This is a genomic window from Hyunsoonleella ulvae (assembly GCF_016827605.1).
In the GTDB taxonomy this organism is placed as follows: Bacteria; Bacteroidota; Bacteroidia; order Flavobacteriales; family Flavobacteriaceae; genus Jejuia; species Jejuia ulvae.
Genome location: NZ_JAEPJQ010000009.1, coordinates 36303 through 59145, shown reverse-complemented (window position 1 = coordinate 59145; position 22843 = coordinate 36303). Strand labels below are relative to the sequence as shown.

Here is a 22843-nt window from a genome sequence, read left to right as displayed (position 1 = left end):
GTCTTTATAAATCAAAATTGTAAACAACTTTATATATGCAACGCCCTATCTTCAGTAGCTGCTAAAGCTGCTTCTTTAATGGCTTCAGTAAACGTTGGATGCGCATGAGACATACGAGATATGTCTTCAGCACTAGCACGATATTCCATAGCTACTACTGCTTCTGCTATCATATCTGCAGCTCTGGCACCTATCATGTGTACCCCTAAAATTTCATCAGTAGTTTTATCTGCTAAAATCTTTACAAACCCATCTAAATCCATACTAGCACGACTTCTACCTAAGGCTCGCATTGGGAAAGAACCTGATTTATAAGCAATACCTGCTTCTTTAAGTTCCTCCTCTGTTTTTCCAACAGCTGCTACTTCTGGCCATGTATATACTACTCCAGGAATTAAATTATAATCTATATGTGGTTTTTGTCCTGCAATGGTTTCAGCTACAAACACACCTTCTTCTTCTGCCTTATGTGCTAACATGGCGCCTTTAACTACATCGCCAATGGCGTAAATATTAGATGCGGATGTTTGTAAATGGGCATCTACCTCTACTCTACCTCTATCATCCAACTTCACACCTGCAGCTTCAGCATTTAATCCACTTGTGTATGGACGACGTCCAACAGAAACCAAACAGTAATCGCCTTTAAATTCTACTTCTTCTCCTTTTTTATTATCTGCTTTTACAATAACCTCATCGCCCTTGCGCTCCACAGATTTTACCTTGTGAGACACTTGCATTTTGAATTTTGCCTTCTTGAATACTTTATTCAATTCCTTAGAAAGTCCTGCATCCATAGTTGGAATTATTCTATCCATATACTCAACTACAGTAACTTCAGCACCAAGTCTTTTATATACTTGCCCTAATTCTAATCCTATTACACCTCCACCAATGATAATAAGATGTTTTGGAATTTCTTTAAGTTTTAAAGCTTCTGTTGATGTAATGATACGCTCCTTATCAATTTCAATAAATGGTAATGTAGACGGCTTACTCCCTGTAGCTATAATTGTTTTTTTAGCTTCAATCTCAGTGGTTTCCTCGCCCTCTATCTTAATATGGGTAGCATCTTTAAAACTCCCTAAACCGTGATACACATCAATCTCATTCTTCTTCATTAAGAAATCAATACCTCCAGTAGTTTGATCTACTACAGACTGCTTTCGTGCAATCATCTTTTCTAAATTCACTTTTACGTCTCCAGGAATTTCAATACCGTGTTCCTCAAAATGTTTAATAGCGTCTTCGTAGTGGTGCGAAGAATCTAAAAGCGCCTTACTAGGTATACAACCTACATTTAAACAAGTACCACCAAGTGTACTGTATTTTTCGATAATTGCAGTTTTCATGCCTAATTGTGCGCAACGAATCGCTGCCACATACCCTCCTGGTCCTGAACCTATTACGGCTACATCATATGAATTCATAAAAATTTTTTGAATATTAATTTAAAACGGATATCAAAAATACGAATGTTTTACATTTACACCATAAAAAAAAGGTGTTATCAAAGTAGAAATACGATACGTTAAATTTTCATCTCATATTTTAACAAAAACACAATGACAGTTACTATCTACCTATTTTTTTCTATATCTTGAAGTATCCAATCCAATTCAGGATCTTTCTGCTGTTGCACATCTTCAACTGTAGGTAAGATTTCAATATCTGGTTTTATGCCATAACCATCGGGATTCTGTTTATAAGGCGCTTCAATTTGCATTAACCCAATTCTAGCAATCAATTTAGAGTTGGGTAATTCGTAGAGTTTGTAAAACCCTGCTACGGTACCATTATATGCCCCACCTGTTTCCTCTCCTACAAAAGTAGCTCGTTTTGTAGCATGTAAATTTGTTGAAATTATGGAAGAGGCAGAAAATGAATTACCATTAATTAACACATATACTTTTCCTTTAAAGTTTAATGGGTTGGGTTCTTCTGGTTTAGCATATTTAAATTTATAATACAATTTATCATCTTTCTTTTTTACCCTAAGTAGGTTCTGTACAATTAAAATAGGAGAGAATACACCAGATAGTACCTTAAGCCCCGTTGGCGTAGTATTACTCATTATTGATTTTAAAACAGGAAGTCTACTATTTACTTCACTTTCTGTAATAAATTGAAATTCCTTATCGGTTAAGTAAGAATATAAACGCTCTATTTCTGCAATACGCCCGCCACCATTATCACGCAAATCTAAAATGAAGTGTTTTGCCCTAGCTGAATCTATTTTTTTAAAACTCTCCTCGTAAAACTTCTTGTAATTCCCATTTGAAAATCCTCGTATTTTCATGTAAGCAACAGTGCTATCTTCTCCAATAAACTTAAAATTTCTGGTATACTCCTTTGTTCTTGCAATGTACCCATGTTTTTTATTGAATGCTTTTCTTTTTTTAGCAGCTGCTTTTAAACTATCCTTTTCCTGCTTAGTGAGCTTTTTAGGTTTAGGTACTTTGATACTATCTTTTTGCGTCGATGTAGAATCTGTATTTTTCTTTTTCTTTTTTGGTACACGCTTAAATACCTTAGAAAAGGTAGAATCTTTGGTTTTAAACGTCACTTTCAAGCTATCTAAAAACCCTTTATCCCTTACATAAAAAGCCTTAAAACCTTTGCTTACAAACCTATCAAAAAGTGTGGTATTAAATCCATCTGAAGCAAAACGTGTTTTATACGTTTCAACTAATTCTGGTGCAGATTCTCCTGCTATATTTAAAACTTCTGCTCCGACAAAAGTTGAATCTTTACCAATAGTACGTTTAACATAAAGCTTGCTATCTCTGTAATCAAAATCCAAATCGTAAAACTCAAATTTCTTCTCTTTTAAAACCTTACGTTCTTTTCTTGTAAACTGCTTCCCTTGTGGACGGATGGATACATGTCCTTGCCTAACATTAGTTAAAACTGGAGCTAGTTTTTTATAAAAATCACGAGAGTTCATGGGTATTTTGATAGATGTTTTTAAGCTATCAAATTTAAATTCCATGATGTCTTTTGGTGTGTATTGATATAACTTTGGATGATGCTTTTTTAATTGATGATACAATTTATCTACATCTTCTTTTAAATCATCAACCGCATGTAATTTGGTAATCTGTACGTTGTGCTTTTTAATACTTGCACAGGATGACACAATTGTAGCCAAAACAATTACTTGTAAAAATCTCTTCATATTAAATAAACGCTATTATGCTAAAATACTAGCATTTACATGGATTAAAAAAACGATTAGTCTTTATTTAACGTTTTTTACATCTCAACCCTTACCCTGATTTAGAGGTTTATAATATAAAGTAATACATTAACGGGCTTGCTTTACGGGAATTTATGTAGTTTTGCTCCCATGCAAAAAACGGTAAACATACTGAATAGAAAAGCACGTTTTCAATATGAGATATTGGATAAATATACTGCTGGCATTGTGTTAACCGGTACCGAAATAAAATCTATAAGAAGTGGCAAGGCTTCTATTGCAGAAAGTTTCTGTGAGTTTAATGAGCGTGGAGAACTTTTTGTAGTAAACATGACTGTTGAAGAGTATGCCTTTGGCAACTACTATAACCATAAACCTAAAGCTACAAGAAAACTACTTTTAAATAAGCGTGAGCTAAAAAAACTAGAAAAAGAAGTTAAAAACTCTGGGCTCACCATTATACCATTACGTTTATTTATTAATGATAAAGGCTTAGCTAAACTCGATATTGCCCTAGCCCGAGGAAAAAAACTATACGATAAACGTGAAACCATAAAAGATCGTGACAATAAGCGTAACCTTGATAGAATTAAAAAAATATACAAGTAAGCATTTACCATTTTAATGCATTAAATTCAACATTACTACACTATCATTACGAATTTACCTTATCTGAATCCACAAGAACTTTTTAGTACAATAATTTTATGATGGCGTTAACCTTTTGTGGGTAAGTAATTCATTATTTTGCATCGTATTTCATATAGACTAAAAGATGAAAAAAGTATTAATAGTAGTTTCATTGTGCTGTTTTACAATTGCAATACAAGCACAGAAAACATCTGAAAAAAAAGAATTTGTAATAGACAGTTCTAAAGTACGCACACTTGATAAAACCATAAAAACACTTTACCAAGTTATTTCTGCTGAAAAGGAAGAAGAACGCAATTGGAAACAATTTAAATTTTTGTTCTATCCGGGGGCAAAATTAATTCCTACTGGCATGAATCAGGATGATGTATATAAAGCCAAGTATTTAACCCCTCAAGATTACATTAACAATTCTAAAAAGTGGTTAAAAATGAATGGTTTTATTGAAAAAGAAATCAATAGAAAAGTAAATACCTTTGGAAATATAGCCCATGTGTTTAGCACTTACGAATGCTATCATAGTAAAGATGACAAGGAACCCTTTATGCGTGGTATAAATAGCATTCAGCTTATAAACGATGAAAACCGTTGGTGGATTGCAAACATTTTTTGGGCTCAAGAAACTGAAGACAATTTAATTCCTAAAAAATACCTTCCAATAAAGAAGTAATATGAAAAATTTATCAAGATACAGTTTTAGTGTATTGGCTTTTATTCTAGCTTATACAGTAATAGCTCAAGAATCAAAACCAGTTTTCAAAGATGGAGAAGCTCAAATAGTTGAAGCTTTTAATACACCTGAACAATGGATTAGACATGATGTATTTGTTGAAACAGAATTTGATTCTGACGGCGATGGCAAACTAGATAGAATGCATGTAGATGTAACACGTCCCTACCAAACCGATACCGAAGGTTTAAAACTACCCGTAATTTATGAGTCGAGTCCATATTATGCAGGCGTTGCACCTGATATAGATGGTGTATTTTGGGATGTAAAACATGAATTGGGAGAAATGGGACCCGAACGTGTACACCCTGAAGTAACACGCCTTGGCAAACGCCCAATAATATCAAATTCACAAATTAAAACCTGGGTGCCAAGAGGTTATATTGTTGTACATTCCTCATCTCCCGGTACAGGGCTATCTCAGGGTTCCCCAACAGTTGGTGGCGATAACGAATCTTTGGCACCTAAAGCGGTAATCGACTGGCTAAATGGTCGTGCTAAAGGTTACACAGAACCTTATGGTAATGAAGAAGCGAAAGCCTTTTGGAGTACTGGCAAAGTGGGTATGACAGGAACATCCTATAACGGTACTATACCGCTTGCTGCTGCAACTACTGGAGTTGACGGATTAGAAGTTATAATCCCTGTAGCACCAAACACTTCCTATTATCATTATTATAGAAGTAATGGTTTAGTACGTTCTCCAGGCGGTTATCTTGGTGAAGACATTGATGTATTATACGATTATATCCATAGTGGCGATGAAGCAAAACGCGCCTCAAACAATAAAAGAGTAAGAGATACCGAAATGAAAAACGGTATGGACAGGATTACTGGAGATTACAACGATTTTTGGGCTGGAAGAGATTATTTAAATGATATGGCTCCCATGAAAGCCGCCATGTTAATGTCTCACGGGTTTAACGATTGGAATGTGATGCCAGAACATAGTTACAGAATATATAAAAAGGCTAAGGAAATGGGATTGGAAACTGCTATTTATTACCATCAATACGGACATGGAGGCCCTCCTCCCATATCTATGATGAACAAATGGTTTACACATTACTTACATGGTATTGATAACGGCATTGAAAATGAACCAAACAAAGCATTCATTGTTCGTGAAAATGATAATGTAAAAAACCCAACTCCTTATGCAGATTACCCAAACCCAAAATCTAAAAACGTAACACTACATCTTACTTCAGGGGCTCCAAAAGCTGGAGGTTTAACACTAACAACTCCTGAGCTGCAACATACAGAAACCTTAATTGATAATTATTCTTTTAGTGGCAACACATTGGCAAAAGCAGAAATAACAACACACAGGTTACTTTATGTTACGCCTAAGCTTAGCAAAGATGTTCATATATCAGGCGTACCAAAAATTACAGTAACGCTGTCTAGTAGTAAACCAGCTGTAAATCTATCCGTTTGGTTAGTCTCTTTACCATGGAATAATGGCAGAGGTACTAAACTAACAGATAATATTATCACACGCGGGTGGGCAGATCCCCAAAACTATAAATCGTTGACCAAAAGCAAACCTTTAAAACCCGGTAAATTTTACTCCGTTAGTTTTGATTTACAGCCAGATGACCAAATTATAAAAGCTGGACAACAAATTGGTTTGATGATTTTTTCAAGTGATAAAGAGTATACGCTCCACCCAGAACCTGGTACAGAATTAACTATAGATTTAGATAAAACAAAGCTTACTTTACCTGTTGTTAACGGACTTGAAACATTCTAATAATCAGTTTGAAAAATAAAAATACATGGCAAAATTTTTTACTGAAATCACATCAAAACTTCAAACATTCATTGAAGCACAACATATATTTTTTGTAGCTACTGCAGCAGCAGATGGTAGAATAAATTTATCGCCAAAAGGATTAGCCGATAGTTTTAAAGTTACAGATAAAAATACTGTACTTTGGTTAAATCTAACTGGTAGTGGCAATGAAACTGCTGCACATATATTAGAAAATAACAGAATGACCATAATGTTTTGTTCTTTTGAAGCTAAGCCACTTATTCTTAGGCTATATGGAAGTGCCAAGGTATATCACGAAAGGGATGCTGAATTTCAAAATAACAAGAACCATTTCCCAGAAATACCAGGAACGAGACAAATTGTAGAGATGAAAGTTGAAAGCGTACAAACCTCTTGTGGGTTTGCAGTGCCGTTTATGGATTTTAAAGAAGAGCGTCAACAACTAAATGCTTGGGCAGAAAAACAAGGCAAAGAACGGATTGAAAATTATTGGAAAGAAAAAAATACCAAAAGCATTGATGGTTTAGAAACAAAGATTTTTGAAAAGTAACTTGTGTCTTGTCATGCTGAATTTATTTCAGCATCTCAATACTCCAGTATCAAAATAATGGCTAAACGTGCTTATCATAATTATTGGGTTTACATACTAACCAACCGACCTAATAGCACTTTATACATTGGAGTAACCGGAGGTTTAGACGATATAATGAAAAGACATATCGCAGGAGAAGGAAATTCTTTTTCTGCTAAATATAAATTAAAACGACTAGTATATTTTGAAGAATTTCAGTTTATAAACGATGCCATTAAAAGAGAAAAACAATTGAAAAACTGGCATAGGCAATGGAAGATAAATTTAATTAGTTATAAGATCCTGAAACAAGATCAGGATGACAAACCATCTTGAAATTTTACTATGCAAAGAGACAATAAAAATTCTATAGAAAACTACTGGTCTAAACGCTACAAAGAACAAAACACTGGTTGGGACATAGGAATGCCCTCTACGCCATTAAAAGCATACATAGATCAACTTGAAAATAAAAAATTAAACATTTTAATTCCAGGAGCAGGCAATGCCTATGAAGCTGAATACCTTTTTAAAAATGGATTTAAAAACGTTTATATTTTAGATATTGCTAAAGCACCACTTGAAGCATTTCAAAAAAGAGTTCCAAATTTCCCTTCTAACAAAATAGTACATGGTAACTTTTTCGAGCATAAAAACAAATACGATTTAATTCTGGAACAAACATTTTTCTGTTCATTTCCTCCTCTTCCTGAAACGAGAAAAGCCTATGCAGAAAAAATGTTCAACCTATTAAAGTCTAACGGAAAATTAGTTGGTCTCTGGTTTAATTTCCCTTTGACTGAAGATATGGAAAAGCGTCCGTTTGGTGGTTCTAAAGAAGAATACTTAAATTATTTTAAGCCTTATTTCAATATTAAAACTTTTGAAAAATGCTACAATTCCATTCCTCCTAGAATGAGTAATGAATTATTTGGAATTTTTGAAAAGAATACATCTAGTCACAACCACTAACAACTAACAACTAACAACTAACAACTAACAACTAACAACTAACAACTAACAACTAACAACTAACAACTAAATTATCAATTCCTATCCTCCAATAAAGGCACAAAACGAAATTCGCCCAACTCATGCTTTTCAAATTCCTTTGGACCTTTTCTAATAAAAAGCGTCATAACTTGTACATCGTCTCCAACAGGAATAACTAAACGCCCGCCGTCCTCTTTTAACTGACTTAATAACGGTTTTGGAACAAATGGTGCTCCTGCTGTTACAATAATACTATCAAAAGGTGCTTCTTCAGGTAAGCCTTTATACCCATCTCCAAAAATTAACTTTTTAGCCCTGTAACCTAATTTTGGTAGAAACTTGCTTGTTTTTTTAAAAAGCTCTTGTTGGCGCTCTATACTATACACCTTAGCCCCCAATAAACACAACACCGCAGTTTGGTAACCACTTCCTGTACCTATCTCTAATATTTTATCTCCTGCAACCACTTGTAATAATTCTGTTTGAAATGCTACTGTGTAAGGTTGAGAAATCGTTTGGTCTGCAGCAATAGGAAATGCTTTATCTTGATAAGCATGGTCTAAAAACCCAGAGTCCATAAATAAATGCCTTGGTATTTTTCCAATAGCTTCCAATACCTTTTCGTTCTGTATTCCTTTAGCTTTTACTGTGCTAACCAATTGCTGGCGCATGCCTTGGTGTTTAAATGTGTCTTTCAATTCTTGGGAGGTTAATCATGCTAAAATAAAAGAATTTCTTCAAAAGAACTACCAAAGAAAATAGAGATTTATAGCGTTAAGCTTTTAGAATGATAGAAATCATTTTATTTAGATTTCCGACGTCTCGGAAATGACAATTTCAATTGAAACCTAGCCGCAATACGGCTAGGAGTTATTTTTGTAATTACACAAACATTTTTAAGCGAAAAACAATTTTATCAGAATTTAAATTTAGTATCTTTAAAGTGTGAAAAATCTATGGTTTTTCAATGTAAATAAAAACTAAAAAAAGCTTCAATACAAAGATAAAATTATGCTAAAAGCTGGTGTTTTAGGTGCTGGTCATCTGGGGAAAATTCATTTAAGACTTTTAAAACAATCCAACAAATACGACCTAGTTGGTTTTTACGATGCCGATACCGCAACTGCGCAAAAAGTTGCCGATGAATTTGGATATACTCTATTTGATTCCTTAGACGATTTAATTGACGCTGTAGACGTTGTAGATATAGTAACTCCCACACTTTCACACCACGAATGTGCCATAAAGTCCATAACCAAAGGCAAACATATTTTTATTGAAAAACCTATTACAAATACGGTTGCCGAAGCCGAAGACATTAGAGCCTTAGTAGCACTTCATAAAGTAAAGGGACAAGTAGGTCATGTAGAACGTTTTAACCCTGCATTTCTGGCGGTTAAAGACGATATTAAAACACCTATGTTTATAGAAACACATCGTTTGGCAGAGTTCAACCCTCGCGGAACAGATGTACCAGTGGTATTGGATTTAATGATACATGATATCGATATCATTTTGAGTATAGTAAAATCTGAAGTAAAACATATATCGGCAAGTGGTGTTGCTGTAATTAGTGATACACCAGATATAGCCAATGCGCGTATAGAATTTAAAAATGGTTGTGTCGCGAATTTAACAGCAAGTAGGATATCCTTAAAGAAAATGCGTAAAGGGAGATTTTTTCAAAAAGACGCTTATATTTCAGTGGACTTTTTAGAAAAAAAATGTGAAGTAGTTAAAATGAAAGATGCTCCACAAAACCCAGGTGATTTTGATATGATCTTACAAAATGCTGAAGGTATAAAAAAACAAATTTATTTTGATAACCCTAAAATTCCTGATGTAAATTCTATTTTAATGGAGTTGGAAACCTTTGCTGATGCTATTAACAACGACACCACACCAGTTGTAACATTGCATGATGGCACAGAAGCTTTAAGGGTTGCAAATATGATTATAAATCAGTTTTAAAAGCCCCTTCTAACCTCCCATGAGGTAGTGATTTCACTCTTACGGCAATGCTTAGAGTGAAATTAAAACTCTAATGAAAATAATATGAAACATATCGCTGTAATAGGTGCTGGAACTATGGGAAACGGTATTGCCCATGTTTTTGCCCAAAACGGATTTAAAGTTAATTTGATTGATATCAGTAAAACCGCTCTGGATAAAGGCCTACAGATCATTACCCATAATCTAGACCGTATGATTGCAAAGGAAAAAATTTCCTCTCAAGAAAAAGATAAAACCTTAAAAAACATTACTTGTTTTACAAGTATTAAAGAGGGCGTTTCCAATACAGAATTAGTTGTAGAAGCTGCCACTGAAAATCTTAATTTAAAATTACAGATTTTTAGAGATTTAGACGCAGCATGCGCTGGTAATACAATCTTAGCAACTAATACCTCATCTATTTCAATTACCCAAATAGCTGCAGTTACCTCAAAACCAGAGCGTGTAATCGGGATGCATTTTATGAACCCAGTTCCTATAATGAAACTTGTTGAGATCATAAAAGGCTATAACACTAGTGATGTTACTACAAACACCATCATGGAACTTTCTAAAACTCTAAATAAAATTCCTGTTGAAGTTAACGACTATCCTGGATTTGTAGCTAACCGTATTTTGATGCCAATGCTCAATGAATCCATTGAAACGCTATATACTGGTGTTGCCGGTGTATCCGAAATAGATACAGTTATGAAATTAGGGATGGCGCATCCTATGGGACCACTACAATTGGCAGATTTTATTGGCTTAGATGTATGTCTTTCTATTCTAAATGTAATGTATGATGGATTTAAAAACCCTAAATATGCACCATGTCCATTGTTAGTCAATATGGTTAGTGCGGGTAAATTAGGTGTAAAATCTGGAGAAGGATTTTACGATTATTCCAAAAGTAAAAAAGCTGAGAACGTTTCTGCCCAGTTTTTAAAATAACATGGTATCACTTATTTGATTTAGACTATAGGTAGTATTACATTTGCAATATGAATATAGCGCAAAATCTAAAACTAATAAAATCCACACTACCAGAACAGGTTACGCTAGTAGCAGTTTCAAAAACCAAACCCGTTAATGCCCTAATGGAGGCCTATAATTCAGGACAACGTGTTTTTGGTGAGAACAAAGTCCAAGAAATGGTAGAAAAGTATGAGCTAATGCCTAAGGATGTAGAGTGGCATATGATAGGGCATTTACAGCGCAACAAAGTAAAATACATGGCTAGTTTTGTAAATTTAATACATGGCGTAGACAACTTTAAGCTATTAAAAGAGATTAACAAGCAAGCCAAAAAACATAATAGAATTATAGATTGCCTGTTTCAAATTAAGATTGCCAAAGAAGATTCTAAATTTGGTATGTCAACAAATGAGGTTTCAAAAATATTATCTTCCCAAGAATTTTTAGAATTAAAAAACATTAAGGTTACTGGTGTCATGGGAATGGCTACTTTTACAAGTGATAAAGTTCAGATAAAACAAGAGTTTGATAGTTTAAAAACTACTTTTGATAATTTAAAACCTCTCGAAACCTTTAACTTTAAGCCACAAACCATAAGCATGGGCATGAGTGGAGATTACAAACTAGCTATTGCATGCGGAAGTAACATGATTCGCGTTGGTAGTAGTATTTTTGGCTCAAGAAATTATAGCGTCTAATAAACAAAAATTATACTTTTAACTTTTAACTTTTAACTTTTAACTTTTAACAAATCTACGCAGTATTAGACATAGAAACTACAGGTGGCAAGTACAATGAAGAGGGTATTACAGAAATAGCTATCTATAAATTTGATGGTCATGAAGTTGTTGACCAGTTTATTAGTCTTGTAAATCCAGAGCGGGACATCCAACCTTTTGTGGTAAACCTAACAGGTATCAACAACAATATGTTACGCAATGCACCAAAATTTTATGAGGTTGCCAAACGCATTGTTGAAATCACGGAAGATTGTATTATAGTTGCGCACAATGCACAGTTTGACTACCGAATTTTGTGTACCGAGTTTAGAAGGTTAGGTTTTGAATTTGAGCGCAAATCACTCTGTACGGTAGAACTTTCCAAATATTTAATTCCTGGACAAACATCTTACAGTTTAGGGAAATTAGTGCGTTCCCTTGGTATACCAGTAGCTGATAGGCATCGTGCTTCAGGAGATGCACAAGCCACAGTAAAGCTTTTTAAAATGTTGCTGGATAAAGATTCAGAAAAGAAGATTATACAAGATGCTGTTAGGCTTAACCCCAAACGTCAACTAGAGCCAAGACACCTAGATATCATTGCCAAATTACCCTCTATAACCGGAGTATATTATATCCATAAAGACGACGGAGAAATCATCTATATTGGTAAAAGCAATAACATTAAAAAACGTATTAACCAACACTTTACAAATACCAATCCCAAATCAAAAAAAATCCAAACTTTAGTAGCAGCAGTAACTTATGAAGCTACTGGAAGTGAACTGGTGGCTTTACTAAAAGAAAGTGAAGAAATAAAACGCAATAAACCCATATTAAATAGAGCTTTAAGACGTACCATTTTTACACATGCGCTTTATAGTTTTGTAGACGAAAACAATTACATTAATCTAAAAATTGATAAAGCAGACGCTAGAAAAAAACCTATAACCACATTTAGCAACAGACAAAGTGCCAAAAGTTTTATGAGTAAATCTGTTGAAGAATATAGCCTATGCCAAAAATTAACAGGACTTTACAAAACAAAATCTAGCTGTTTTAATTACGAGGTAAAAGTTTGCAATGGTGCATGCGTCAACAAAGAGTCGGCTGAGGATTACAACAAACGTGTAAATACTTTAATTGATAAAAATAGGTACAGTAATAAAAATATGGTTATTATAGATAAAGGGCGAGATGTAGACGAAAGAAGTGCAATTCTTATTAAAAATGGTGTATTTCAAGGACTTGGATTCTTTAATTTAAACTATCAAATTAATAATTTGGAAATACTAGAATCTATCATTACCCCAATGCAAAATAACAGACATACACAACATATTATCCAGAGTTACCTAAGGCGTAATAAAAAAATCAAACAAATTATTTTTTAAAAAATGAAGTATTCACTCCTTGTTATAATTTTCTGCATAAGTTTTTTTACTCATTCACAATCATCAGATAAAGCACCTGCATACAGAGTCTCTTTAAGTGATTTAAAGTTAAATATTTATGAAAAAGATTCTACTGCAAACGCTCTAGTACTTTATGAATACGGAAAAAGTCATGTTGATAGAAATGATTATGATTTAAGAACCCACATTAAACGTAAGATTAAAATTTTCAACAAAGAAGGTTTTGATAATGCTAATGTTTCCATCTATTTATATAGAGGTAACAACAATGATTATGAAAAAGTAGATGATATTTTTGGAGCTACCTACACACTTGAAAATGGCGATGTAAAAACAACAAAATTAAAACCAGAGGATATTTATAGAGAAGAGTATAACGAAAATTTTACGATAGTTAAATTCACTCTTCCCAATATTCAAGAAGGCGCTGTAATTACATATAGCTATAAACTAAGCTCTCCATACATGCAGAAATACCATGGCTGGGAGTTTCAAGACGACATCCCAAAAAAGTATAGTGAATATAATGCAAGTATCCCTGCTAATTGGCTCTACCACATTAAACTCACTGGTGGCAAATCACTAGCAACCAATGATATAAGTGTAGAGAAAAAATGCTTGGAAATGTATAGCGGCGCCAGTGCAGACTGTAGCATTGCGAAATATGTAATGAAAGACATCCCTGCATTCATTGAAGAAGATTACATGACAGTAAAAGACAATTACCTTGCAAGAATAGACTATGAGCTAGAAACCTTTAAAGGAATGGATGGTAGAGTTGTAAATTATACGAAAACCTGGAGTGATGTAGACAAAGAATTAAGAACAGAAAAGGACATTGGAAAGCAATTAAAAAAATCTATCAATATTGAAGAAGTGTTGCCTTTAGATTTGCAGAATGAAACTAACCTCTTAGAAAAAGCAAAAGGCATTTATAAATACATGCAAACCAACTATACTTGGGATGAGTCTTTTCATATTTTCAAAGACGTTTCAATTAGAAATATTTTAAAAAACAAATCTGGTAATGTTGGATCTATTAATATTTTATTGCATAATCTACTCAAAGAAAGTGGCATTGCAGTAAAGCCAGTATTTCTATCCACACGTGGCAATGGATTTGCCACAAAAATATATCCAGTAATTACAGATTTTAACTACCTTATTGTTCAAGCAACTATAGATGATAAAACTTATTTATTGGATGCAACTGATAAGTTTTTATCCTTTGGAGAAATACCATTTAGATGCCTCAATCAGTATGGGAGACTAGTTGATTTTAAAAAAGGGAGCACATGGATTGATATCAAACCCAAAGATAAATCATCAACACTTTACAGCCTCAAACTTCATTTTGATGATACAGAAAAGCTTTCAGGTTCTGTTAATACAAGAACTACAGGATATCATGCTTTAAGCTCCAGAAAATCGTATTTCCCTAACCCAGATAGTTATATTGATAGACTAGAAGACAGAAATGAAGATATCATAGTTTCTAATTATAGCATAAAGAATTCAACAAGAACCAGCCCTCAATTTTCTGAAACTTACAGTATCGATTATGAAACCGAAGACATCTCGGAAACCATTTATTTAAACCCTTTTATATTTACATACTTTAAAGAAAACCCATTTAAATTACAAGAGCGTACTTATCCTATAGATTTTGGATATAAAGACAGTTATGTTTATATGCTTAATTTAGACTTAGGGGATGTTTATCAAGTTGCCGAACTACCTAAAAACACCAGATTAGCTTTACCTAACAAAACAGGTAACTTAAACTATGCTGTAAATGTAGTTGGCAATACTATAAACTTGGTATTTAGCTTAAGTTTCAGTAAAGCTATATATGTGCCAGATTACTATCCTTATTTAAAAGAATTAATGAACCAAGTTGTAAATATCCAAACCAACTCCTTAATCGTACTAAAAAAGAAATCATAAAACTTTAGTATTTTTGGTAATATGAGTAAAACCAAACCTGAAAATAGCTGGAGACATAAACTTCATGATATCATTTATGAAGCTGATACCAGAGCAGGAAAAGTTTTTGATGTTATTCTATTCATAGCAATAATAGCCAGTATTATTTTTGTAATGTTAGAAAGCATTAAAAGCTTTGACGAAAAATACCATAGCTTTTTAAACATTGCAGAATGGGTTATTACTATCTTATTTACCATAGAATATATAGCTCGAATACTTACTGTAAAAAAGCCTTACAAATATATTTTTAGCTTTTATGGTATAATAGATTTTCTATCCACAATTCCAAAATATATTTCGCTCCTATTTGGTGGTATTCATGCCCTAGCTGCCCTAAGAGCACTTAGATTATTACGCATTTTTAGAATATTAAAGCTAGCACGTTATTTAGGTGCTTCAAATTTATTAGCCTCAGCAATAAAATCAAGTCGTGCAAAAATCTCTGTATTTCTTTTTGCCGTGCTTATTTTATGTATCATTTTTGGCACCTTAATGTATCTCATAGAAGGAGAAGAAAGTGGTTTTACAAGTATTCCCGTAAGTGTGTATTGGTGTATAGTTACCCTAACCACAGTTGGTTTTGGTGATATTGCTCCAGTTACGCCGCTAGGTCAGTTTATAGCAGCTCTTATCATGATTTTAGGTTATGGCATAATAGCAGTTCCCACTGGAATAGTATCAGCAGAATATACAGCCCTAGGCAAAAAGAAAGACAATACACAAACACCACTCGTACGTTTAAACTCCCAATCCTGCGAAAACTGTCTGGCTGAAGACCACAGGGATGGTGCAGAATATTGCTATAACTGTGGAGAAAAATTACATATTTAATTTTTGGGCGCAACCACAAGGGTCGGGCTTTCACTAGTCGCTCCTCCTTAGGTCGGGAGCTCCAACATGCCGTTCAATCCCTTGCGCAAGAATCAGCCAAAATCATTTTCAAATCCATAGTTTGGAGTAATTTATTTTAGGTAGTACCTTTACATTTCATTTTTAAATCGCTGTTCAATAGAAATAAAACCTAAATATCTCATATCCATTGTTGGTCCCACAGCTATTGGTAAAACAGCTTTAAGTATTAAGCTGGCGCAGCATTTTAATACGGAAATAATCTCTGCCGATTCCCGCCAATTTTACAAAGAAATGCAAATAGGAACAGCTGCACCCTCCACAAAAGAATTAGCAGCTGCAACACATCATTTTATTCATCATAAATCTATAAAAGACACTTACAATGTTGGCGCATTCGAGATAGACGCTATGACATGTCTTGAGCACCTGTTTAAAAAAAATGATACTGTTATTATGGTTGGTGGCTCTGGCTTGTATGTTGATGCAGTCACAAAGGGATTAGATGATTTTCCAAAAGTAGATATTTCTATTAGGGAAACCCTAAACAAACAATTAAAGGAAAAAGGGTTAGAATCCCTACAACTTCAGTTAAAACAACTAGACAAAAAAAGCTATGCATCCATAGCTATAGATAATCCACATCGTGTAATTCGCGCTTTAGAAATAAGTATAGGTACTGGGAACCCCTATTCTTCTTACCTAAACAAACAAAAGAGGGAAAGGCCATTTAAGGTCATAAATATTGGTTTAACAGCAGAACGGGAAATTATTTACTCACGCATTAATCAACGTGTGGATATAATGATAAATGAAGGCTTATTAGATGAAGTTAAATCTTTAGTTAAACATAGATATTTAAATGCCTTAAACACCGTAGGTTATAAAGAGTTGTTTAAATATTTTGATAATGAATGGACATTAGATTTTGCTATATCAGAAATTAAAAAAAACACAAGACGATTTGCTAAACGACAACTAACCTGGTTTAGAAAAAATGAAGATATTATTTGGTTTGACTATAAGCACGATATCTCAAAAATAGTTGAGGCAATAGAAACACATACAATATGACCACTGAAGATATATTAGCTAAACTCGTTTCTTTTCCAGTTTTGGGAGGAGACAGTAACTTATCCATTATCCATTGGATTAAAGATTATATTGAAAGTTTTGATATTTCTTGTACTCTAGTTCCCAATAAAGAAGGCACTAAAGCGTCTTTACATTGTCGTATTGGACCCGCTGTAGACGGAGGCATAGTTTTATCTGGACATACTGATGTGGTTCCAGTTGAGGGGCAAGATTGGAATACCAATCCATTTACACTCACAGATAAGAATGACGGAAATCTGTATGGGAGAGGCACATGTGATATGAAAGGTTTTTTGGCATGTTGCCTAAGCCTACTACCTAATTTTACCAGAGCAAAATTAAAAAAGCCTATTTATTTTGCATTCTCTTATGATGAGGAAGTTGGGTGTTTATCAGCACCAGAGTTAATTGCACATCTTAAAAGCTATTACTCTGAAACACCTAAATATGCCATTATAGGGGAGCCATCACTACTCCAGCCTATTATTGGACATAAAGGCATCTGTTTGTATACCACCAAAGTAAATGGTTCTGCTGGCCATAGTAGCAGAATAAAACAAGAAGTAAGTGCTATACATGAGGCAGCTAGACTGGTGCTTTGGCTAGAAGCTAAAATGAATATGTTTGTTAAAAATGGTCATACAGACAGGCGTTTTTCCCCTCCATATTCCTCATTACACACTGGTATTATTCACGGCGGTATTGCCCCTAATGTTATTGCAGACAAAGCTTATTTCTCATGGGATGCCAGAATGATTCCAGATGATAATTTAGAAGATGTCATAAAAGATTTTAAATCCCATTGTGAAAACCGAATGTATGAACTAAAATCTACATTTCCAGATTTTAACATTGAAACAGAAGAAATTCATCCGCCGGTTGTACCGTTTGATAGTAAAGCAGATAGTGATATAGTAAAGTTAATGTCAAAAATCAATTCCAATACAAATATTGGTACGGTGGCCTATGCCTCTGAAGCTGGACAGTATAACCTAGCAGGTTTACAAAGCATTATTTGCGGACCTGGATCAATACAACAAGCCCATAGGGCTAACGAGTTTATTGCAAAGCAAGAATTGAAAGATTACGAGGAATTCTTAAACAATCTAATAGACTTATTTTCTTCGGAGGATATAATAAACCTATTTTAAATCATTTTTACAGTATAATGTAAAGTGATTGGATATTAACGCATATAGATCAAGCTAATACAGAAAAATTGCAGATATTTCTAAAACAAAGTAATCTGTCCTTCATCATCAATTTCATCATTAGAATCTTCTGCATTACTATTTTCACTTTCATCAGGTTTAGCTGGCAATTCTTTTTCGCCTACAACTTCTAAATCGTCTGCATGTACTTCTTCTGGAGCTTCATAAGGCAATGAATCCAATAAGTTAATTTGATTAACCTTATATTTGGTTAATTGATTCCCTTGGGCAGAAATGCCCTTTACATCAATAAACTCCTCTAAGTTTACCTCAAAATTCTCCCTTCTATCTTTCCCACGTTCTTTAGCAAAAACAACCTCAGCCATAGGTTTCCAATCTGTGGAAACAATCTCTAATAAAGAATCTGGATGATCTGAAATAAACGACTCATCCCTACCTTCATGCTCTATTAAAAAGCGCTTTACATAATATAATTCCTTTTCACCATTATAATAAATTGCTGAAATTGGTTTTTTAGGCACCCACTTTTCTAACACAATCATGTCACTATCAAAGTGCATAGTTACCTCTGGCGTAACAGTTTTAACCATACCTGACTGACTGATAATTAACAATTTATCTTCGCCTCTAAATTCTCCTATGAGTTCGCCTCTACCATCAACATTTATGCGTTGTACTGTTTCGTCAAACCATATCTTACGTGGTTTCAAGGTAGAAACACCTTTTTCCTTAAGCTCTACACGTTTTACAGGGTACTTAGTTACTAAATTACCTTTAGAAGCACGTCCCTTAATTAAAATATCTGCAAAATCAATATCCCATTTTAGCTTTTTAATGCTTCCTGCTTGTCGTAAGTTGATAGAAACAATTTCAGCTTCCCCATTAGGATTTGCTGAAAAATAAAGCACTACCGATCCTTTATTCCCATTCGTTAAATCATATTCCCTATCTCTAGTAATGCTAGTAACTGCAAAACGCTTAATATAAGACGGCCCTTTTCTACCATCTCTATAAATCATATTGTAAATTGTGCGTTTATCTTTCTTCTTGAATACTGCTACATGTAGGATATCTTTACCAACAAACGTCTTAGAGTCAACTTTGGTAACCATCATTTTACCTTCTTTGGTAAAAACGATAATATCATCTATATCACTACAATCGCATACATATTCATTTCTACGTAAGGAAGTCCCAACGAAGCCCTCTTCACGATTCACATAAAGTTTGGTATTTCTAATTACTACTTTGGTAGCATCTACATCATCAAAAGTTCTTATTTCTGTTTTGCGCTCCCTACCCTCTCCATATTCTTTTTTAAGCCTTTGGAAGTAAGCAATAGCATACTCTATCAAATGCTCTAAATGATGTTTTACCTCAGCGATTTGTGCTTCTAAGGCATCTATCTTTTGTTGTGCTTTATCTATATCAAATTTAGAAATACGTTTAATTCGGATTTCCGTTAATCGTACAATATCATCCTCTGTAACCGCTCGTTTTAGATGCTTTATATGTGGTTGCAATCCTTTATCTATGGCAGAGATAACACCTTCCCAAGTTTCCTCCTCTTCTATATCTCGGTAAATTCTGTTTTCAATAAAAATACGTTCTAGAGATGCAAAATGCCATTGTTCCTCCAGTTCACCCAGTTTAATTTCAAGTTCTTGTTTTAGAAGCTGTACTGTATTATCCGTAGAACGTCTCAACATTTCAGAAACCCCAATAAATAAAGGTTTGTTGTCTTCTATAACACAACCCAAAGGCGAAATGGATGACTCACAACTTGTAAATGCATAAAGCGCATCAATGGTTTTATCTGGAGATAAACCTGATGGTAAATGCACTAATATTTCAACTTCAGCCGCAGTATTATCTTCAATCTTTTTTACTTTGATTTTCCCTTTATCATTCGCTTTTAAAATAGAATCAATTAAAGATGACGTTGTTGTGCCAAAAGGCAATTCTGTAATTACTAATGTATTTTTATCTAATTGAGAAATCTTAGCCCTAACCCTAACTTTACCTCCTCTATTGCCATCATTATAGTTAGAAAAATCTGCAATGCCACCTGTAGGGAAGTCTGGTACAATGGTAAAACGCTTACCTTGCAAATGTTTTACCGAAGCCTCAATAAGTTCTATAAAATTATGTGGTAATATTTTTGTAGATAATCCAACCGCGATACCTTCTCCTCCCTGAGCTAACAACAAAGGAAACATTACTGGTAAATTCACGGGCTCTTTTCTACGCCCATCATAACTTGCCTGCCATTCGGTAATTTTAGGATTGTAAACAACATCTAAAGCAAACTTAGATAAACGTGCTTCTATGTAACGTGAGGCAGCTGCGCTATCGCCTGTTAATATATTACCCCAGTTTCCTTGGGTATCAATTAACAAGTCTTTCTGCCCTATTTGCACCATGGCATCGGCAATACTGGCATCGCCATGTGGGTGATACTGCATGGTATGCCCAACAATGTTCGCTACTTTGTTATAACGCCCATCATCCAAATCTTTCATGGAATGCATAATACGCCGTTGCACAGGCTTAAAACCATCTTCAATAGCTGGTACTGCGCGTTCTAGAATAACATAAGAAGCATAGTCTAAAAACCAATCTTTGTACATCCCCGTAACCCGGGTTATGGTTTCTTGAGGCTCGTCGTTTTGTCCGTTTGTAAGGTCGTCGTTTTCTTCTTCAATCATATATAATACTTCCTAAAATTCAGGAATACATCTCTTATTTTTCCTCAATTAAATCAAGCTCTACCTTTAAGTTATCAATAATAAACTCCTGGCGCGTTGGTGTATTTTTACCCATGTAGAATGATAACAATTCTTCGATAGACATATTATCATCTAACATTACGGGATCTAAACGTATGTCGTCTCCAATAAAATGCTTAAACTCGTCAGGCGAAATCTCTCCCAACCCCTTAAATCTGGTAATTTCTGGTTTGGGTTTTAATTTTTCAATGGCTGCTATGCGTTCTTCTTCTGAATAACAATAAATGGTTTCCTTTTTATTTCTAACCCTAAACAAAGGGGTTTGCAAAATATACAAATGCCCTTCTTTAATGACTTCTGGAAAAAACTGCAAGAAAAATGTAATTAACAATAGCCTTATATGCATACCATCCACATCGGCATCTGTTGCTATTACAACATTATTGTAACGCAAATCTTCGAGGGACTCTTCTATGTTTAGTGCGGCTTGTAGCAAATTAAACTCTTCATTCTCGTATACTATCTTTTTACTTAATCCGTAGGAGTTTAGAGGCTTTCCTTTAAGACTAAAAACTGCTTGTGTATTCACATCTCTAGATTTTGTGATACTACCAGATGCTGAATCCCCCTCAGTTATAAACAGTGTTGTCTCAAGATTCCTTTCATTTTTGGTGTCTCCAAAATGTACACGGCAATCCCTAAGTTTTTTATTGTGAAGACTGGCTTTTTTTGCTCTATCTCTTGCTAGCTTTCTTATGCCTGATAATTCTTTACGCTCCCGTTCTGCCTGAAGAATTTTACGTTGTAATTTCTCTGCTGTATCTGGGTTTTTATGAAAAAAGTTATCGAGATTGGTTTTTACAAAATCGTTAATATAAGTTCTTACCGTAGGGTAATCCCCTCCCATTTCTGTAGAACCCAACTTTGTTTTGGTTTGACTTTCAAAAACAGGCTCCATCACTTTTATAGCTATAGCGCTAACTATAGATTTTCTAACATCTGAAGCATCATAGTTTTTACCATAAAACTCCCTTACTGTTTTTACAACGGCTTCCCTAAAGGCATTTAAATGTGTACCGCCCTGGGTTGTGTTTTGTCCGTTTACAAAACTGTTGTACTCTTCACTATATTGGGTTTTACTATGGGTTAAAGCAATTTCTATGTCGTCGCCTCTCAAGTGGATAATTGGATACAATAAATCTGATTCATTAATCTTTTCAGCCAATAAATCTTTAAGTCCGTTTTCACTATAATATTTTTCACCATTAAAAACTATGGTTAATCCAGGGTTGAGATACACATAATTCTTTAGCATTTTAACCACATACTCACTGCGGAACTTGTAGTTTTTAAAAATGGATTCATCTGGAATAAAGGATACCTTGGTTCCCTTTCTTCGGCTGGTGTCGTCTAATAATTCTTGATTGGTTAGGTTCCCTTGTTCAAACTCTGCTGAAGCCGATTTACCATCTCGTGTAGACTCTACCCTAAAATAATTAGAAAGTGCATTTACAGCCTTGGTACCAACACCATTTAATCCTACCGATTTTTTAAATGCTTTTGAATCGTACTTACCACCAGTATTCATTTTAGAAACTACATCGACCACCTTTCCCAAAGGAATACCTCTACCGTAATCACGAACAATAACCTTACTACCCTGAATAGAAATCTCGATGGTTTTACCTGCCCCCATCACAAATTCGTCAATAGAGTTATCTAAAACCTCTTTTAAAAGAATGTAAATACCATCATCTGGAGAAGACCCATCACCAAGTTTCCCAATATACATTCCTGGTCGCATTCTAATATGCTCTTTCCAGTCTAACGAACGTATATTATCCTCAGTGTATTTTGTTTGTTCTGCCATAAATTAGGGTACAATGTTGTGATAGCACGCTAATATAGTACAACATATCAAAATATAAAACCACTGCCAAACAAAGTAATTAACAATAAAATTGAAATTTTGTTGAGAACG

19 protein-coding genes are annotated in these 22843 nt (G+C 34.3%); 14 read left to right on the top strand and 5 right to left on the bottom strand.

Annotated elements, in window-relative coordinates; translation table 11 throughout:
• Positions 1-29 precede the first annotated feature (29 nt).
• Both lpdA and JS605_RS16835 read right to left on the bottom strand, forming a co-directional pair.
• A complete protein-coding gene (gene lpdA / locus JS605_RS16840; RefSeq protein ID WP_203258897.1) occupies positions 30-1430 on the bottom strand; it encodes a dihydrolipoyl dehydrogenase in 1401 nt (466 codons plus the stop codon).
• A gap of 149 nt (positions 1431-1579) precedes the next feature.
• Positions 1580-3178, bottom strand: coding sequence for a S41 family peptidase (locus JS605_RS16835; RefSeq protein WP_203258896.1), 1599 nt, complete (start codon positions 3176-3178; stop codon positions 1580-1582).
• Between the two features lie 171 nt (positions 3179-3349).
• Here JS605_RS16835 and smpB point away from each other — a divergent pair, with 171 nt between their 5' ends.
• The 6 genes from smpB to JS605_RS16805 all read left to right on the top strand — a co-directional run bounded on the left by smpB (position 3350) and on the right by JS605_RS16805 (position 7903).
• Positions 3350-3808: an SsrA-binding protein SmpB gene (smpB, locus tag JS605_RS16830; protein ID WP_130935728.1), complete on the top strand. Its 459-nt coding sequence runs from the start codon at positions 3350-3352 to the stop codon at positions 3806-3808.
• Positions 3809-3974: 166 nt separating this feature from the next.
• The gene (locus JS605_RS16825; protein WP_203258895.1) at positions 3975-4520 is read left to right on the top strand and encodes a hypothetical protein; all 546 of its coding nucleotides are present in this window, start codon (positions 3975-3977) and stop codon (positions 4518-4520) included.
• 1 nt (position 4521) lies between these two features.
• On the top strand, positions 4522-6336 hold the full coding sequence (locus JS605_RS16820) for a Xaa-Pro dipeptidyl-peptidase (RefSeq protein ID WP_203258894.1): 1815 nt from the start codon (positions 4522-4524) through the stop codon (positions 6334-6336).
• A 25-nt stretch (positions 6337-6361) separates the two neighbouring features.
• Positions 6362-6910: a pyridoxamine 5'-phosphate oxidase family protein gene (locus JS605_RS16815; RefSeq protein ID WP_203258893.1), complete on the top strand. Its 549-nt coding sequence runs from the start codon at positions 6362-6364 to the stop codon at positions 6908-6910.
• A gap of 3 nt (positions 6911-6913) precedes the next feature.
• Positions 6914-7267 carry a GIY-YIG nuclease family protein gene (locus tag JS605_RS16810; protein WP_317194163.1) on the top strand — a complete coding sequence of 118 codons (354 nt, stop codon included), beginning with the start codon at positions 6914-6916 and terminating at the stop codon, positions 7265-7267.
• Between the two features lie 9 nt (positions 7268-7276).
• Complete coding sequence (locus tag JS605_RS16805) at positions 7277-7903, top strand: methyltransferase domain-containing protein (protein ID WP_203258892.1); 627 nt, start codon at positions 7277-7279, stop codon at positions 7901-7903.
• Positions 7904-7977: 74 nt separating this feature from the next.
• Here JS605_RS16805 and JS605_RS16800 read toward each other — a convergent pair whose 3' ends face one another.
• Positions 7978-8622 carry a protein-L-isoaspartate(D-aspartate) O-methyltransferase gene (locus JS605_RS16800; RefSeq protein ID WP_203258891.1) on the bottom strand — a complete coding sequence of 215 codons (645 nt, stop codon included), beginning with the start codon at positions 8620-8622 and terminating at the stop codon, positions 7978-7980.
• A 313-nt stretch (positions 8623-8935) separates the two neighbouring features.
• Here JS605_RS16800 and JS605_RS16795 point away from each other — a divergent pair, with 313 nt between their 5' ends.
• The 8 genes from JS605_RS16795 (at position 8936) to argE (ending at position 18112) form a co-directional block, all read left to right on the top strand.
• The gene (locus tag JS605_RS16795; RefSeq protein WP_203258890.1) at positions 8936-9895 is read left to right on the top strand and encodes a Gfo/Idh/MocA family protein; all 960 of its coding nucleotides are present in this window, start codon (positions 8936-8938) and stop codon (positions 9893-9895) included.
• Between the two features lie 84 nt (positions 9896-9979).
• Positions 9980-10870, top strand: coding sequence for a 3-hydroxyacyl-CoA dehydrogenase family protein (locus tag JS605_RS16790; protein ID WP_203258889.1), 891 nt, complete (start codon positions 9980-9982; stop codon positions 10868-10870).
• 50 nt (positions 10871-10920) lie between these two features.
• A complete protein-coding gene (locus JS605_RS16785; protein ID WP_203258888.1) occupies positions 10921-11592 on the top strand; it encodes a YggS family pyridoxal phosphate-dependent enzyme in 672 nt (223 codons plus the stop codon).
• Positions 11593-11645: 53 nt separating this feature from the next.
• Positions 11646-13007 carry an exonuclease domain-containing protein gene (locus tag JS605_RS16780; protein ID WP_203258936.1) on the top strand — a complete coding sequence of 454 codons (1362 nt, stop codon included), beginning with the start codon at positions 11646-11648 and terminating at the stop codon, positions 13005-13007.
• Between the two features lie 3 nt (positions 13008-13010).
• Entirely contained in the window at positions 13011-14975 is a 1965-nt protein-coding gene (locus JS605_RS16775) for a DUF3857 domain-containing protein (protein WP_203258887.1), read from the top strand.
• Between the two features lie 21 nt (positions 14976-14996).
• Positions 14997-15848 carry an ion transporter gene (locus tag JS605_RS16770; RefSeq protein WP_203258886.1) on the top strand — a complete coding sequence of 284 codons (852 nt, stop codon included), beginning with the start codon at positions 14997-14999 and terminating at the stop codon, positions 15846-15848.
• A 183-nt stretch (positions 15849-16031) separates the two neighbouring features.
• Positions 16032-16940, top strand: a complete 909-nt coding sequence (gene miaA, locus JS605_RS16765; protein ID WP_203258935.1) for a tRNA (adenosine(37)-N6)-dimethylallyltransferase MiaA — start codon at positions 16032-16034, stop codon at positions 16938-16940.
• Complete coding sequence (argE, locus tag JS605_RS16760) at positions 16937-18112, top strand: acetylornithine deacetylase (RefSeq protein WP_203258885.1); 1176 nt, start codon at positions 16937-16939, stop codon at positions 18110-18112. Before miaA ends, argE begins: the two co-directional genes overlap by 4 nt.
• An 80-nt stretch (positions 18113-18192) precedes the next feature.
• Here the strand turns inward: argE and JS605_RS16755 are convergent, their stop codons facing one another.
• A complete protein-coding gene (locus tag JS605_RS16755) occupies positions 18193-20841 on the bottom strand; it encodes a DNA gyrase/topoisomerase IV subunit A (RefSeq protein ID WP_203258884.1) in 2649 nt (882 codons plus the stop codon).
• Between the two features lie 34 nt (positions 20842-20875).
• Positions 20876-22732, bottom strand: a complete 1857-nt coding sequence (locus JS605_RS16750) for a DNA topoisomerase IV subunit B (RefSeq protein WP_203258883.1) — start codon at positions 22730-22732, stop codon at positions 20876-20878.
• Between the last annotated feature and the right edge of the window lie 111 nt (positions 22733-22843).